The organism is Streptomyces sp. NBC_00466 (assembly GCF_041433995.1).
GTDB lineage: Bacteria > Actinomycetota > Actinomycetes > Streptomycetales > Streptomycetaceae > Streptomyces.
This window is the reverse complement of record NZ_CP107896.1, coordinates 2377331-2392312: the sequence shown is the minus strand read 5'-3', so window position 1 is coordinate 2392312 and position 14982 is coordinate 2377331. Positions and strand designations below refer to the sequence as shown.

Annotated in this window: 14 protein-coding genes; 8 read left to right on the top strand and 6 right to left on the bottom strand. The window is 68.4% G+C overall.

Features of this window, described 5'->3' with window-relative positions:
- Positions 1-95: 95 nt before the first annotated feature.
- The 4 genes from tsaB to OG210_RS10370 are packed head-to-tail and all read left to right on the top strand — an operon-like array spanning position 96 to position 2773.
- Entirely contained in the window at positions 96-812 is a 717-nt protein-coding gene (gene tsaB, locus OG210_RS10385) for a tRNA (adenosine(37)-N6)-threonylcarbamoyltransferase complex dimerization subunit type 1 TsaB (RefSeq protein ID WP_328330226.1), read from the top strand.
- A 17-nt stretch (positions 813-829) separates the two neighbouring features.
- Entirely contained in the window at positions 830-1309 is a 480-nt protein-coding gene (rimI, locus tag OG210_RS10380) for a ribosomal protein S18-alanine N-acetyltransferase (RefSeq protein ID WP_328335574.1), read from the top strand.
- Positions 1302-2489, top strand: coding sequence for a tRNA (adenosine(37)-N6)-threonylcarbamoyltransferase complex transferase subunit TsaD (gene tsaD / locus OG210_RS10375; RefSeq protein WP_328330228.1), 1188 nt, complete (start codon positions 1302-1304; stop codon positions 2487-2489). The genes rimI and tsaD overlap by 8 nt, the downstream gene beginning before the upstream one ends.
- Positions 2486-2773 carry a hypothetical protein gene (locus OG210_RS10370; RefSeq protein ID WP_371535942.1) on the top strand — a complete coding sequence of 96 codons (288 nt, stop codon included), beginning with the start codon at positions 2486-2488 and terminating at the stop codon, positions 2771-2773. Before tsaD ends, OG210_RS10370 begins: the two co-directional genes overlap by 4 nt.
- Before the next feature lie 137 nt (positions 2774-2910).
- On the opposite strand, the gene OG210_RS10365 is transcribed toward OG210_RS10370, so the two are convergent.
- Positions 2911-4125, bottom strand: a complete 1215-nt coding sequence (locus OG210_RS10365) for a DUF222 domain-containing protein (protein WP_328330232.1) — start codon at positions 4123-4125, stop codon at positions 2911-2913.
- Positions 4126-4947: 822 nt separating this feature from the next.
- On the opposite strand from OG210_RS10365, the gene OG210_RS10360 reads away from it, so the two are divergent.
- Complete coding sequence (locus tag OG210_RS10360) at positions 4948-5661, top strand: nucleotidyltransferase domain-containing protein (protein ID WP_328330234.1); 714 nt, start codon at positions 4948-4950, stop codon at positions 5659-5661.
- A gap of 165 nt (positions 5662-5826) precedes the next feature.
- Here OG210_RS10360 and OG210_RS10355 read toward each other — a convergent pair whose 3' ends face one another.
- Entirely contained in the window at positions 5827-7401 is a 1575-nt protein-coding gene (locus OG210_RS10355) for an alpha/beta hydrolase (protein ID WP_371535939.1), read from the bottom strand.
- Positions 7402-7745: 344 nt separating this feature from the next.
- Between OG210_RS10355 and OG210_RS10350 the strand changes: the two genes are divergently transcribed.
- Complete coding sequence (locus OG210_RS10350) at positions 7746-8111, top strand: hypothetical protein (RefSeq protein ID WP_371535937.1); 366 nt, start codon at positions 7746-7748, stop codon at positions 8109-8111.
- A gap of 134 nt (positions 8112-8245) precedes the next feature.
- On the opposite strand, the gene OG210_RS10345 is transcribed toward OG210_RS10350, so the two are convergent.
- Positions 8246-9481, bottom strand: coding sequence for an SAM-dependent methyltransferase (locus OG210_RS10345; protein ID WP_371535934.1), 1236 nt, complete (start codon positions 9479-9481; stop codon positions 8246-8248).
- A gap of 273 nt (positions 9482-9754) precedes the next feature.
- Between OG210_RS10345 and groES the strand changes: the two genes are divergently transcribed.
- Both groES and groL read left to right on the top strand, forming a co-directional pair.
- Complete coding sequence (gene groES / locus OG210_RS10340; protein WP_164262571.1) at positions 9755-10063, top strand: co-chaperone GroES; 309 nt, start codon at positions 9755-9757, stop codon at positions 10061-10063.
- Positions 10064-10175: 112 nt separating this feature from the next.
- On the top strand, positions 10176-11798 hold the full coding sequence (gene groL / locus OG210_RS10335) for a chaperonin GroEL (RefSeq protein ID WP_328330243.1): 1623 nt from the start codon (positions 10176-10178) through the stop codon (positions 11796-11798).
- A 245-nt stretch (positions 11799-12043) separates the two neighbouring features.
- Here the strand turns inward: groL and OG210_RS10330 are convergent, their stop codons facing one another.
- The 3 genes from OG210_RS10330 to OG210_RS10320 form a co-directional block, all read right to left on the bottom strand.
- Positions 12044-13072, bottom strand: a complete 1029-nt coding sequence (locus tag OG210_RS10330) for a hydroxyacid dehydrogenase (protein ID WP_328330245.1) — start codon at positions 13070-13072, stop codon at positions 12044-12046.
- 165 nt (positions 13073-13237) lie between these two features.
- Positions 13238-14095 (bottom strand): carbohydrate ABC transporter permease, encoded by an 858-nt coding sequence (locus OG210_RS10325; protein ID WP_328330247.1) that lies wholly within the window; start codon positions 14093-14095, stop codon positions 13238-13240.
- Positions 14092-14979, bottom strand: coding sequence for a carbohydrate ABC transporter permease (locus OG210_RS10320; protein WP_266854201.1), 888 nt, complete (start codon positions 14977-14979; stop codon positions 14092-14094). The genes OG210_RS10325 and OG210_RS10320 overlap by 4 nt, the downstream gene beginning before the upstream one ends.
- Positions 14980-14982: the final 3 nt, after the last annotated feature.

Genomic DNA, 14982 nt, shown 5'->3' with positions numbered 1-14982 from the left:
ATTTCTCGTACTTACGAATTCCCGGTGACGGTAGCAGCAGCGGGCTGACGGGACGGGGCGCCGTGCCCCCGCTGCGGGAGCCGTAGGCTGTTTGTGTGCTCCTGCTCGCTGTTGATACCGCCACGCCCGCCGTCACTGCTGCCCTCCACGACGGAACATCCGTGGTCGCCGAGTCCAGTCGGACCGATGCCCGCCGTCATGGGGAGCTGCTGCTGCCCGCCGTCGACCATGTACTCGCCGAAGCCGGGCTGAAACTGGACGCCGTCACGGGCATCGTCGTCGGTGTCGGGCCGGGACCTTACACCGGGCTGCGCGTCGGGCTGGTGACGGCCGCCACGTTCGGGTCCGCTCTGGGCGTGCCCGTGTACGGGCTGTGCACGCTGGACGGTCTCGCGTACGCGTCCGGGCTCAGCGGCCCCTTCGTCGTCGCGACGGACGCACGGCGCAAGGAGGTCTACTGGGCGCGCTACGACGGATTCGGGACCCGGCTGGGCGAGCCTGCCGTGGACCGGCCCGCGGACATTGCCGAACAGGTCGCCGGGTTGCCTGCGGTGGGGGCCGGAGCGTTCTTGTATCCCGACGTCTTCCTCGACGCGCGCGGTCCCGAACACGTATCGGCGGGGGCCCTCGCGGCACTGGCGGCCGAGAAGCTGGCACGGGGAAGCGATGCTGACGGAAGCACTGGCGACGGAGCCGGGGGGGAGAGGGGTGACGTGGGGACCGCTGAAGGGTTTCTTCCGGTCACGCCGCTCTATCTGCGGCGCCCCGACGCCCAGGTGCCGAAGAACTACAAGGTGGTCACCCCGCAGTGACGGCCGTACTACGCGAGATGCGCTGGTGGGACATCACGCCCGTGCTGGAGCTCGAACACGAGCTGTTCCCGGACGACGCCTGGTCCGAGGGCATGTTCTGGTCCGAGCTCGCGCACGCGCGCGGGCCGGCCGCGACCCGGCGCTATGTGGTCGCGGAGACCGCCGAGCGGATCGTCGGCTACGCGGGCCTCGCTGCTGTCGGCGGCATGGGCGACGTACAGACGATTGCGTCGGCCCGGGATCAGTGGGGCACAGGCCTTGGCGCCGAGCTCCTGACCGATCTCCTCAAACACGCCACCGCCTTCGAATGCGCTGAAATCCTTCTCGAAGTACGGGTCGACAACATCCGTGCCCAGAAACTCTACGAACGCTTCGGCTTCGAGCCCATCGGCTTCCGCCGGGGCTACTACCAGCCGGGCAATGTGGACGCGCTCGTCATGCGCCTCGAACTGCGCCCGGAAATGGGCCTCGCACAAGGAACAGAGATCCATGGCTGACGAACCTCTCGTACTCGGCATCGAGACCTCCTGCGACGAGACAGGGGTCGGGATCGTCCGCGGTACGACACTGCTCGCCGACGCGGTCGCGTCGAGCGTCGACACGCATGCCCGCTTCGGCGGAGTCGTGCCTGAGATCGCCTCGCGGGCGCACCTGGAAGCGATGGTTCCGACCATTGAACGTGCGCTGAAGGAAGCCGGGGTCGCCGCGAGGGATCTCGACGGCATCGCCGTGACGGCGGGACCCGGTCTCGCAGGGGCGTTGCTGGTCGGCGTATCGGCGGCCAAGGCGTACGCATACGTGCTGGGCAAACCGCTGTACGGCGTCAACCATCTGGCCTCACACATCTGCGTGGACCAGCTGGAGCACGGGCCGCTGCCCGAACCGACGATGGCGTTGCTCGTGTCGGGCGGACACTCGTCGCTGTTGCTGGCGCCCGACATCACGGCGGATGTCCGGCCGCTGGGCGCGACGATCGACGACGCGGCCGGCGAGGCCTTCGACAAGATCGCACGGGTGTTGAACCTCGGCTTCCCGGGCGGTCCGGTCATCGACCGACTGGCACGGGAGGGAGACCCGGCGGCGATTGCGTTCCCACGCGGGCTGACGGGGTCGCGCGACGCGGCGTACGACTTCTCGTTTTCCGGGCTCAAGACATCAGTGGCGCGCTGGGTCGAGGCGAAGCGGGCGGCGGGCGAGGAACTTCCGGTGCGTGATGTGGCGGCGTCGTTCCAGGAGGCGGTCGTCGATGTACTCACGCGCAAGGCTGTCCGTGCGTGCAAGGACGAGGGCGTCGACCACTTGATGATCGGCGGTGGTGTCGCCGCCAACTCCAGGTTGCGCGCACTCGCCCAGGAACGGTGCGAGCGGGTGGGTATCCGACTGCGGGTGCCGCGTCCCGGACTGTGTACGGACAACGGCGCGATGGTCGCGGCGCTTGGTGCGGAAATGGTGGCGCGAAACAGGGCAGCATCGGACTGGGAACTGTCTGCGGACTCGTCCTTGCCGGTGACGGACCCGCATGTGCCCGGTGTTGCACGGGATCATGAGGAAGGGGCCGGTCATGCTGATGTGGACGGTCCGGGACATGGCGGGTCGGGTGGCCAGGGGCTTGGTGGCGGGCCCGTACATGATCACGACCATGTCCACGAGATCAGCAAGGGCAACCTGTACTCATGACCGTCGCGCTGATGTGGGAAGCCCGCGCTGCCGACGGCCGGGGCGGCGAGTTGCTGGAGTGGGCGCGGCAGCAGGCACAGGCAGAGGTTTCCAGGGCGGGTGTGGAAGGAACGAGGCGCCCTCTGCGCCGCGAGTTTCTGCGTGCTCCGCAGGACCGGGTGCTGGTCCTCACCTGGTGGGACGCTCCTTACGATGCGGACCTGCCCGAACTTCCCGAACCCGACGCCGGCTTGATCACTCGAGCGGTGCACCGGTGGCGCTTTGAATCGGTCTGGGTGGAGTAGGCCCGCTGCGGCTGTGGTTCTGTTCCCTGGATCGCCCACGCACACGTTGCTCCCTGGTCATCCGCGGCGAGTGCTTCGCCGGTGCCTGCTCTGAGCCTGGGTCGGTAGCTGGTCCCGGAGGTCGCCTGTCGCCTTTGCTATTCCGTGTAGTTGCGCGGCGTATTGAGGTAGATGTGGCCGGTCGGACTGACCCAGGTGGTGATTCCGGTGACTGAGTCCCGCGTGACCGTCCAGTTGCCGCGGTGCTTCATCAGGTGGTGGCGACGGCAGATCGGGATGAGATTCTCCGGGACTGTCTTCCCGCCCGACTCGGGATTGCCGTGATCGAACTCCTTGACGTGGTCGAGGTCGCATCGCTGTGCGGGCATGCGGCAGGAAGGGAAGGCGCACTGCTGGTCCCGGGCGATGACATGCCGTTCGGCTTCAGCGGTGGGGCGGTAGGTGGTGGGGTCGGTCTTGATGAGCAGGCCTGTTTTGGGGTGGGTGATCAAGCGGCGCCAGATCGTGCCCTCGGCGAAGGCGATGGTGCGGGCCTGCGTAGCGGTGATGGGGCCGTAGCCCTTCAGCTCTGCCGGATCCTCGCTCGCTCCGATCAGTACGTCGAGGGGCACAGTTACGTGCACGAGTGCGGTAGCGGCGGCGGGCCGCCCCGAGAGGCCCTGGGGCGCCTCGGATTCCGCAGACGCGGGGGAAGCGCTGGGCAGGGCAGGCCGGTTGAGGATGAGATCGGCCAGAGCGTCCACTCGGCGCTGGCTGAGCGTACGGCCGTCCACGACGAGAGTCGTGGCATGGGCGTCGACTGCTTGGTCGAAGCGGGCGCCGAGGTCCGCCGGCACCGTGGCACCCCAGGTGATCATGCCGTCGTCCTGCGGATAACGGACGATCTCCCGCTCCTTCGTCCGCAGCTCCAGTCGGCGCTGGTAGCCCTCCGGGTCTGCCTTGATTACCTGGCGGCGCAGCGCTCGGGAACTCTGGCCGGTGGCCTGGGTGGGCATCTTCGTCGCCATGGCCGTCTCGACCTGGGCGGCCGCCTTCGGTTCGAGGACCCGGCATGCGTGGGCAAGGTTTCTGGCCTGCATGTAACAGATCTCTCCGCCTTCGAGCAGGCCGAGCGTGCCGGCATACCGGCCGGCCAGTTCCTTGGCGGTCTGAAGCCGCTCGGCGGCGGTCGCGTTGCTGATGCGCAGGGCACAGGCCACCTCTTCGGCTGCGTAGTCCCCGTTGTTCAGGAGTTGGGTGTCGATATCGCGTTCGTTGGAGGGCGGCGCTGACTCGGCATGTGCTGCGATGTCCGCCAGCAGATGGACTTGCCGGGCAGCGAACCATGCTGCGTGGCGCTCCAGTACGGCCAATGCGTCGATACGTCCGCGCGGTGACAGCTTCTTTGACTCGAGGGCTCCGAGGAGCGCTGCAGTCTGGGCTGAGGGGGCTGTTTCCCGTAGGTGGGCGGCCCAGTCGTCCGGTGTCTGAGGGCCGGCTGGGCTCGGTGGAGCTGCTGGAGCTGATGGGGCTCCTGGAGTTGAAGCGCCCGAAGGAACTGGTGGATTGGGCAGGGCCGGTGCACCGGGCAGCCGGAGTTGGAAGTCTTCGTCCAGCCCGTCCAGCCCGTCCAGCCCGTCCAGCCCGTCCAGCCCGTCCGGCCCGTCCGGCCCGTCCGCCGCGCCAAGTGGGGCGCGCGGGCTGGATGAAGTCGGTGGCTCAGGCTCGTTTCTGTCCAGCACAGCGGTCTGGGCTACGTATGTCGACCGGTCGGTGCCGATCCGGGCTGTCCGGATGGACTGGCCTTTCCTGCCGGCCCCTGCCGTTCGGTTCGTCTGATCAGTCTGGATGGTCATGGCCGACACCCCCGTGATTGGCCTCAAATCTCGCCATTCCCCTGGCGAGCCACACCCCTATCGTTTCTTACTCTCCGTAGTAATACCAGGTCGTGGCGCATTTTCACTCGTATGAATGGCAGATCCGGAACACGGAACTCAACATCTTCGCCCTGCTGCGTGGGACGAGCCGGTGCTGGCCAAGCCGATTGAGTACGGTCGGTTTTCTGGGTGGCAGGGCACCGTTCAGATCCGGTCGGGGAGCCCCTGAGGTCGCGAGTGCTACCCGTTGTGTCCACGGGCATGGGGTCGGGCGCGGGCACGGCTCGGTCGTCCCGACCTGCCTTACGCTGTGGCGCCATGTCCTCCACTCCGCCCGCCATGGACCTCGACCCCGCCCGCCGGGCCGCCTTCTCTCAGGAACTGCGGGACGCGCTCGTGGCGCAGTGCCCCGGCTCGGTGGCGGAGCTGCGTGGTTCGCTTGCCCGGGGCACGGCGGATTCGTACAGCGACATCGACCTTGCCTGGACTGTCCCCGACGCGCAGTTCGAGACCTGTGTGGCTGCCGTCGGGCCCTGCCTGGGTGCGGTTCGAGCGGTCGTCTCGCTGCGCAGCGATCCGGATTCTCAACGGTATTCCCAACGGCCTTGCCGCCGGAGACTGTTGTTCCTCGCTTTCCGGGATATGCCGCTGTTCTGGCGGCTGGATCTGGAGATCGCGGCAGTGTCCGACGAGTCGGCGGGCCCGGGGGGTGTGGTGGGTGCGGGCGCCGGTGGGGACCGGGCGCAGGACGGCGGCAGTCCCGCAGCAGTGTGGGATCCCGAGTGGTCTCTCGCGGCCAGTGCGCTCGCCAATGCCGTGGCTGTCGTCAAGGCGGTGCTGCGCGGGCAGCCGGACGTGGCAGCGGGGCTGCTGGAGCGCGGTCTGCGGAGGGTCGGCGCCAGCGGGTCGGCGAGCGGCCGGTGGCGTGCGGACGTCGTACGGCTCGCGGACGCGGCCGCCCAGCACGAGCCCGCTCAACGCCCCCTCGCCGACCAGGTCAAACGTCTCGCGGCGGAGCTGCTGGAGGAGTGACAGCTGCAGAGGGGGCGCGGCTTACCCCTGGAACCCCGCCCGCCGCACCCGCCCTGGAACCCCGCCCGCCGTACCCGCCCCGGGGCCCCGCCCGCGCCCCCCCGGGGCCCCGCCCCCCGGGGGTTCCGCGCCCCGCTCCAACAACTGTCCCCCCCAGGCCACCGGTCAGGAGCAGCTAGTCCCGTATGCCGGTACCTTCCCGTCCAGCAGATACGCGTTCGCCGTGCCGTCGATGCACGCGCTGCCGTTCCCGTACGAGCAGTGCCCCTCGCCGCCCTTCCAGGCGACCAGCACTCCGACCCCCTTCCCGAGCCGCCGCGCCATCGCCTTCGCGCCGCCGTACGGGGTGGCAGGGTCGCCCGTATTGCCGATGACCAGAATGGGCGGGGCTCCCTTCGCGCTGACCTCCATGTGCTTCATGGCTCCCTTGACGGGCCAGTACGTGCACTGGTTCAGCGCCCACGCGAACTGCGCGCCGAACAGCGGCGACGCCTTGCGGTAAGCGGGCAGTCGCCGCTCGATCCCGGCAGTCTGCACCGGTACGCCGGAATCTGCGCAACTGGTCGCGGAGAAGACGTTGTTGCTGTTCGAGTAATGCCCCTTGGCATCACGGCCCGTCATGCTGTCGGCCATCATGAGCAGCGCCGCGGGGTTGTGCGTACGGAGGTATCCGGCGACCGCAATCGCCATCCGCGGCCAGCCGGACGCCGGCGAGTACAGGGCGCCTTCGATCGCTGTCAGGGCGAGCGAGTCGTTGAGCGTGCGGCCCCCTGCTGCGGCTGCGGGGTGCTTCTCCAGACCGGCCACGAGACCGGTCAGTACCTTCTCGACCCCTTCGGGAGTGGAACGGTGCAGCGGACAGAGGTACGTGGCCGCGACGCACGAGCGCGCGAAGTGGTCCAGCGCCAGCTGAAAGCCCTTCAGCTGGTAGAGGGCCCCTTGTGTGAAGTCCTTGTCGGGGTGCATGACCCCGTCGAGCACCGCACGGCCCACCATCCGCGGGAAGAGGTGGGCATACGTCGCGCCGAGCTCCGTACCGTACGAGAAGCCGTAATAGTTCAGCTTCCTGTCGCCCACCGCGGCGCGGATCCGGTCCAGGTCCCTGGCCACATTGGTCGTCGTCAGATACGGCAGGAGTGGGCCGGACTTCTTCGCGCAGTGCGCCGCGAAGTTCCGGGTCGCGTCCATCCAACGCCGGACCTCGGCGGGGGTGTCGGGGGTGGAGTCGACCGCGTTGAACGCATCGGTCTCCGGGCCGGTGAGGCAGTGGACGGGCGCGCTGTTGCCAACTCCGCGTGGATCGAAACTCACCAGGTCATAGCGGGTGTTGAGCTTCGCGAACGTGGGCATGAAGCCAGGCAGTGTGTCGACGCCCGAGCCGCCGGGACCGCCGAAGTTGTAGATCAGCGAGCCGATGCGCTTGCCGGGACCCGTCGCACGATGCCGGATCAGCGCCAGCGGAATCGTCTTCCCGCCGGGCTTGGCGTAGTCGAGGGGGACGTTCAGAGTGGCGCAGGTCCAGCCCGTGCCGGGTGCCTTGCCGCCGCCCTGCGCCTGGGAAGGCGCGGGACACGTGGTCCATGTCGGCCGTTCCTGAGCCGGGGATGCCGCGCCGGCGCCGGCGGCTCCCGACGGTGTGGCGGCAGGCGGTGCCGGCGCGGCGGCGAACGCGGGCCCGCCGAGCAGCAGGGAAGCGGCAGCGGCGCATCCCACGGCACGGCCGACGGCCTTACGGGGCACGCCGGCCCACGCCTTACGGGACGGCTCACCGGGGGACGTACCGGGCGGCGTACGGAACGGCGTGCGGAACGGTGCTGGGAGGGACGTGTGGGACGAACGGAGCGACAAACGCGCCGACGGGCGCGACGGCTTACGAGGCGTCATGTCGATCATCCTCTGACGACCCGTCGGATCCCGCCCGGCACAAGGTCCGTACGGGGGACGGCGGACCAAGCCGCCCCGGCCCCTTCACCCAGCCCCGTCCAGCAAACCGGGCCAGGATTACCGTCCGGCCCTACGGCTCCCGGCACCCGTGCGCGTAACCTTGAAGGCCGGGACGCACCGGCCGGGGGAAGGGGCCGCAAGTGAGCTGGTTCTGGTGGGTATTCATCTTCTTCATGGTCGGCGGCTTCGGCTGGATCGCCGACACGGGCCGCACCGCTCTGCGCACGCGCCATGAGCGCCGGATGGAGCGGCTGGAGACGGCCGAGCGGGAGCGCAGGGAGATCGAGGCGGCGCACAAACCGCCCGAGCCGGTCTGCGGCTGTACGCATCACCTCGCCAAGCACGACCGGCAGGGCAAGTGCCACGAGACCGTCGAGGTTCCGACGGCCTGGGACGAGAACAAGAAACCGCTGAGTTTCGAGCCCGGGGTCTGCAACTGCCAGCAGTACGTGGGACCGCAGCCGCTGTCCCAGGTGTATGCGGACGAGCTGACCGACCTGACCTGAGTGAAGAGGGCCTGAGGAAGAGGGCCTGAGCAAAGAGAGCCTGGGGAAAGACCTGCGGAAGAGGGCCAGGGAAAGAGAGTCAGGGAAGAGAAGAGCGTCAGAGCAGAGGTACGGAATCGCAGGGTCCGGCTCCGTCAGGGGCTCGACGGGGGGCCCGCCGGCTGTCCGATCAGCATCGTCGGCGCGCCTGCGACGCGGGTGAGGATCACGGTCGCCGCGTTCGGCCCCTGCGGCTTGACTCTGCGCCGTACCTCTTCCGGTTCGACTGCCGAGCCGCGCTTCTTGACGGTCAGGTTGCCGACCTCCCGCTCGCGCAGCAGGGCCTTCAGTTTTTTCAGGCCGAAGGGGAGTTTGTCCGTGATCTCGTAGGCCGTCGCGTACGGGGTGGAGCACAGTTCGTCCGCCGTGACGTAGGCGATGGTCTCGTCGATCAGCCCGCCGCCGAGTTCCTCGGCGACCTCGGCGACGAGGTGGGCGCGGATGACGGCGCCGTCCGGTTCGTACAGATACCGGCCCAGCGTGCGCACCGCGGGGTCGGGGAGTCCGCGGCCCGTGAGGGTGGCCCCCGAAGGGAGCAGCGTGGCACGGCGCAGCCCCGGATCCGTGCCGAACCAGAGCACCGCTTCCTTGACGTCGCCGCTGTCGGAGATCCACTCGGCCTCGGCGCTGCCGGGGATCATCTCGTGCGGGATACCGGGAGCGATCTTGATAGCGCCCGCTGCTCGGGACGACGCGCCGGACGCCGGGCGGCCGGCCACCGCGCCAGTAGCCCAGGACAGCGGCGGTGAGTACGCCTCGGGGTTGAAGATCCGTCCGCGACCGCCACGCCGTGCCGGGTCGACGAAGACCGCGTCGTACGGGTCCGTGCCGACCTCCGCCACATCCGTGCACCGCACCTCGATCAGGCTGCTCAGCCCGAGGGCGTCGGCGTTGGCCCGTACGACCTCGGCTGTCAGGGGGTCGCGGTCGACCGCCAGTACGGAGAGCCCGGCGCGGGCGAGTGCCAGGGCATCCCCGCCGATGCCGCAGCACAGGTCCGCGACGCTGCGTACGCCCAGCTCGGCGAAGCGGCGGGCGCGGTACTCGGCGACGGATTTACGGGTGGACTGCTCCACGCCGTTGGGTGTGAAGAACATCCGGTACGCGTCGTCCGCGCCGAATTTCGGCACCGCCCGCTGCCGCAGCCGCGCCTGGGCCAGGGCGGCGGAGACCAGCTCGGTGGGGTACGTGCGGCGCAACCGGGTGGCGACGGCCAGCTCCTGTGCGGGGTCGTACTCCCGCAGGGATGCGAGCAGGGCGGCGCCCTCATTGGTGAACAGCGCGGTGAAGGCGTCGAGATCGGTCACCCGTCCATTGTGGGTGATCGCCATGGCGGGTGATGGCTGTCCGTCCGTTGAGAGGGCAGGGGGGAGCAAGGGAGGCACTGGACGCACGAGAGGCGCAGGGGGAAGGCGACATGGCCTGAGCAGATTGGCACTCCGCTTGACCGAGTGCTAACTGCCGTCCTAGTCTCAGTTCTGGCACTCCCCACGGGAGAGTGCCAAATATGGCGACGGGCCGGTCCGGCACCCGCGACGACGGATCCATCCGGTCGCCACTCAGACAGTTCACCCCGTGAGATCTCCGAAGGGGGAGACCGGATCGTGTCGACAACCAGCTCCAAGGTTGCCATTAAGCCGCTCGAGGACCGCATTGTGGTCCAGCCGCTCGACGCCGAGCAGACCACGGCCTCCGGCCTGGTCATTCCGGACACCGCCAAGGAGAAGCCCCAGGAGGGCGTCGTCCTGGCCGTGGGCCCGGGCCGCTTCGAGAACGGCGAGCGTCTTCCGCTTGACGTCAAGGCCGGCGATGTCGTGCTGTACAGCAAGTACGGCGGCACCGAGGTGAAGTACAACGGCGAGGAGTACCTCGTCCTCTCGGCTCGCGACGTTCTCGCGATCGTCGAGAAGTAATTCACCGACGTATTTCTTGATCTGCGCCCCTGGCCCCGCATCTGCTGTGTTCGCACACCGAGTGACGGGCACTGGGGGCGCAGTTCGTTTTTGAGAGGACTGAATCAGCTCCATGGCGAAGATCCTGAAGTTCGACGAGGACGCCCGTCGCGCCCTTGAGCGCGGCGTCAACAAGCTTGCCGACACGGTCAAGGTGACGATCGGCCCCAAGGGCCGCAACGTCGTCATCGACAAGAAGTTCGGCGCTCCCACCATTACCAACGACGGTGTCACGATCGCCCGCGAGGTCGAGCTCGACGACCCGTACGAGAACCTCGGCGCGCAGCTGGTGAAGGAGGTGGCGACCAAGACCAACGACATCGCGGGTGACGGCACCACCACCGCCACCGTGCTGGCCCAGGCGCTGGTCCGCGAGGGTCTGCGCAACGTCGCCGCCGGCGCTTCCCCCGCCTCCCTGAAGAAGGGCATCGACGCCGCGGTCAAGGCTGTGTCCGAGGAGCTCCTCGCGACCGCCCGCCCGATCGATGACAAGTCCGACATCGCCGCTGTCGCGGGTCTTTCCGCGCAGGACAAGCAGGTCGGCGAGCTCATCGCCGAGGCGATGGACAAGGTCGGCAAGGACGGTGTCATCACCGTCGAGGAGTCCAACACCTTCGGTCTGGACCTGGACTTCACCGAGGGCATGGCCTTCGACAAGGGTTACCTCTCGCCGTACATGGTGACCGACCAGGAGCGTATGGAGGCCGTCCTCGACGACCCGTACATCCTGATCCACCAGGGCAAGATCGGTTCGATCCAGGACCTGCTGCCGCTCCTTGAGAAGGTCATCCAGGCGGGTAGCTCCAAGCCGCTGCTGATCATCGCCGAGGACGTCGAGGGCGAGGCCCTGTCGACCCTGGTCGTGAACAAGATCCGTGGCACCTTCAACGCTGTCGCGGTCAAGGCCCCCGGCTTCGGCGACCGCCGCAAGGCGATGCTCGGCGACATGGCCACCCTCACCGGTGCCACGGTCATCGCCGAGGAGGTCGGACTCAAGCTCGACCAGGCCGGTCTCGACGTGCTGGGCACCGCCCGCCGCGTGACCATCACCAAGGACGACACCACCATCGTCGACGGCGGTGGCAAGTCGGACGAGGTCCAGGGCCGCGTCAACCAGATCAAGGCCGAGATCGAGTCCACGGACTCCGACTGGGACCGCGAGAAGCTCCAGGAGCGCCTTGCGAAGCTGGCCGGCGGCGTGTGCGTGATCCGCGTCGGTGCCGCCACCGAGGTTGAGCTCAAGGAGAAGAAGCACCGTCTGGAGGACGCCATCTCCGCGACCCGCGCCGCGGTCGAGGAGGGCATCGTCTCCGGTGGTGGCTCCGCTCTGGTGCACGCCGTCAAGGTGCTCGAAGGCAACCTGGGCAAGACCGGCGACGAGGCCACGGGTGTCGCGGTCGTCCGCCGCGCCGCTGTCGAGCCGCTGCGCTGGATCGCCGAGAACGCCGGCCTCGAGGGCTACGTCATCACCTCGAAGGTCGCCGAGCTCGACAAGGGCAACGGCTTCAACGCCGCGACCGGTGAGTACGGCGACCTGGTGAAGGCCGGCGTCATCGACCCGGTCAAGGTCACCCGCTCCGCGCTGGAGAACGCCGCGTCCATCGCTTCGCTGCTGCTCACGACCGAGACCCTGGTCGTCGAGAAGCCGGCGGAGGAGGAGCCCGAGGCGGGCCACGGCCACGGCCACTCGCACTGAGGCTGACCCGACGCACGTCTGAGGCCCGGCACCCCTTCACTTCGAAGGGGTGCCGGGCCTCGGTGGTTACGGGCCGGGGGCTCTTGAGGACTGGGTTCGGGGCTCGGGACTGGCTGGCCCCGAAGGATGGGACAGGTCCGGGTCCGTTCCGTCCGTTCCCATCCGTTTCCTCAATGCCTGTTCCTCCAACGCCCGGTGCCGTGCCTGGTGCCCCCGTGCCCGCGCCTGGTGCCTGCTGTCTCCCGTCAGGCCGAGTGCATCAGGTCGGACGGAAGCACGGGATCCGCGAATTCCTGCCCCGACGCGTACCGTTCGAGTTCGTCCAGAGCCTGGTCCGCCATCCGGTGCAGTTCGCCGCCGAGCGACCCCGCGACATGCGGGGTCAGCAGGACGTTCGGCAGGTCGTAGAGCGGTGAATCCGCGTACGGGGTCTCAGGATCCGTCACATCGAGCACCGCGTGCAGCCGCCCGCTCGCCAGTTCCGGAACCAGCGCGTCCTCGTCGATCAGCGAGCCGCGGGCCGTGTTGATCAGCGTCGCGCCGTCCCGCATCGCGGCCAGTTGACGGGCTCCGATCATGTGCCGGGTGGTGGGAAGCTGAGGGGCGTGCACGCTGACGATGTCGCTGTGGGCGCACAGTGCGTCCAGCGGCACCGGCTCCACACCGAGCACGGCGGCTTCTGCCGTATCGACGTACGGGTCGTACAGCAGGACCCGCAGATCGAAGGGGCGCAGCAGTTCGATCACCCGCCGGCCGATCCGGGAGGCGCCGATGATGCCGACGGTGCGCCGGTAGTTGCCCGCGCCGTCCAGCTCGTCCCGCCAGTCGTGGTCGCCGCGCATCGCGCGGTACCGGTACGCGGACTGCAGGACACGCTTGTTGGCGAGCAGGATCGTGGCGAGGGTGTACTCGGCCACGGGCAGCGCATTGGCCGCGGCGGCCGAAGCGACGGTGATGCCGCGCTCCCAGCATGCCTCGGTGATGTGGTGCTTGACCGAGCCGGCCGCGTGGACGACGGCGCGCAACCGGGGTGCGGAGTCCAGGATCCGGGGGGTGAGCGGGGTCGCGCCCCAGCAGGTGAAGAGGACTTCGGCCTCGGCGAGAGCTGCGGCGACCTCGGCCGTGGGTCTCGCCAGATCGTGGGCGACGAGTCGGCTGTCCGTACGCGCCAGGGTGGTGAGCCGGACGTGATGGCGCTCGGCGAAAAGGCGGTCCACGATGCCCGGAGCCATGGCAAGCAGGACGCCCGGCCGATTGTCAGTGGCGTGGTGCATGGTGGTTCCAGTGCTCCTTCTCGGTCACTCCGGGCGCAGCCCGGTAGGAGTCGGTCCGGTCGGGGTCGGCCTGGTCTGTGTTGGCCTGGTCGGAGTCGGTCCGGACTGGTCCAGTCAGGACCGGTCGGGGCCGGACCGCGATGGTCGGTGGCCGCTCGGCGGTGGTCATTTGACGCTTCCGGCGGTCAGGCCGGCCTTCCAGTGCCGCTGCAGGGAGACGAAGGCGACGATCAGGGGGATGACAGCGAGGAGGGAACCGGTGACCACGAGCGGATAGAAGCTCGGCTCGCCGTGGGTGTTGGTGTTCCACGAGTACAGGCCGAGGCTCAAGGGGAAGAGATCGCGGTCCGAGAGCATGACCAGGGGGAGGAAGAAGTTGTTCCAGATCGCTGTGAACTGGAAAAGGAAGATCGTCACGAACCCCGGCATCATCATCGGCATACCGATGGACCAGAAGGTCCGCAGCTCGCCGGCCCCGTCGATACGGGCTGCCTCCAGCGCCTCATTCGGGATGTAGCCGGCGCTGAAGACCCGGGCGAGGTAGACGCCGAAGGGGTTGACCAGGACCGGGATCAGCACCGACCAGTAGGTGTTGACGATGCCGATCTTGCTGGCCAGCAGGTACATCGGCAGTGCGAGTGCGGTGGTGGGCACCAGCACGCCGAGCAGAACGAGCCCGAAGAGCTTCTCCTTGCCCCGGAACTCGTACTTGTCGAAGGCGTATCCGGCGGCGACGCAGATCAGTGAGCAGAGGACGGCGCCCACACCCGCGTACAACAGGCTGTTCCCGTACCAGCGGAAGTAGACGCCGCCACCGTAGGAGGCCAGGTCGGAGATGTTCTGGCCGAGGCTGAAGCCCTTGAACGAGAAGGCGTTGCCGGAGAGCAGCCCGCCGGTGTCCTTGGTAGAGGCGGTGACCAGCCAGATGAGCGGGAAGAGCGTGTAGACGACGGCGAGTACCAGTGCGCCGTTGACTGCGGTCTTCGAGAGCCAGCGGTTCTTCGGTGCCGGGCGGGGGCTCATGCGTTCTTCCCCTTGCGGCCTGTGAAGCGGGTGACGAGGAACGACAGCAGTGCGGCGGTGAGAGCCAGGAGGACGGAGGCGGACGCCGCGAGCCCGTAGTCGTTGCGGGAGAAGGCGGCGGTGTACGCGTACATGTTCGGTGTCCAGGTGGAGGAGACGGCGGACCCGGCGCCGCTGTTGAGTATCAGCGGCTCGGTGAACAGCTGGAGCGAACCGATGATGGTGAACAGAGCGACCATCACCACAGAGGCGCGGATCAGCGGGAGTTTGATGCTGACGGCGGTGCGCCAGCCGCCGGCGCCGTCCACCGTGGCCGCTTCGAGAACCGAGCGGTCGATGGCCTGCAGGGCGGCGTAGAAGATCACCATGTTGTAGCCGAGCCACTCCCACAGTGCGATGTTGACGACGGAGGGGAGAGCGCCCGACGAGGAGAAGAAGTCGAAGCCGATGCCACCCGAGTGCATCGCGGAGACCACCGGGCTCAGTCCGGGTGTGTAGAGGTAGACCCAGATCAGCGCCGCGATGATGCCGGGAACCGCGTGCGGCAGGAAGAGCGCGAGCTGGAAGAAGCGCTTGGCGCGGGCCAGCGCGGAGTCCAGGAGCAGTGCGAGTGCGAGGGCGCCGCAGACCATCAGGGGGATGTAGATGACGCAGTATCCGAGCAGTACGCCGAAGCCCTCACGGAAGGCCCGGTCACCCAGCGCCGCCGCGTAGTTGTCGAGACCCGAGAACACGGACTCGGAGCCGCCGAACCCAAGTCCCGACTGCTTCTCGGTGAAGAGGCTGAGCCAGACCGCGTATCCGATCGGCACCAGCATCACAGCGGTGAACAGGACGTAGAACGGGGTCAGCAGGATCGCGGCGGCGCGGGTGCGGGCCTTCATACC

What these genes read in the sequence shown, in the direction of transcription:
- rimI (WP_328335574.1), top strand. Translation starts at nt 830, where the DNA reads ATGCGCTGGTGGGACATCACGCCCGTGCTGGAGCTCGAACACGAGCTG.
- tsaD (WP_328330228.1), top strand. Translation starts at nt 1,302, where the DNA reads ATGGCTGACGAACCTCTCGTACTCGGCATCGAGACCTCCTGCGACGAG.
- OG210_RS10370 (WP_371535942.1), top strand. Translation starts at nt 2,486, where the DNA reads ATGACCGTCGCGCTGATGTGGGAAGCCCGCGCTGCCGACGGCCGGGGC.
- OG210_RS10360 (WP_328330234.1), top strand. Translation starts at nt 4,948, where the DNA reads ATGTCCTCCACTCCGCCCGCCATGGACCTCGACCCCGCCCGCCGGGCC.
- OG210_RS10345 (WP_371535934.1), bottom strand. Translation starts at nt 9,481, where the DNA reads ATGGCGATCACCCACAATGGACGGGTGACCGATCTCGACGCCTTCACC.
- groL (WP_328330243.1), top strand. Translation starts at nt 10,176, where the DNA reads ATGGCGAAGATCCTGAAGTTCGACGAGGACGCCCGTCGCGCCCTTGAG.
- OG210_RS10330 (WP_328330245.1), bottom strand. Translation starts at nt 13,072, where the DNA reads ATGCACCACGCCACTGACAATCGGCCGGGCGTCCTGCTTGCCATGGCT.
- OG210_RS10325 (WP_328330247.1), bottom strand. Translation starts at nt 14,095, where the DNA reads ATGAGCCCCCGCCCGGCACCGAAGAACCGCTGGCTCTCGAAGACCGCA.
- OG210_RS10320 (WP_266854201.1), bottom strand. Translation starts at nt 14,979, where the DNA reads ATGAAGGCCCGCACCCGCGCCGCCGCGATCCTGCTGACCCCGTTCTAC.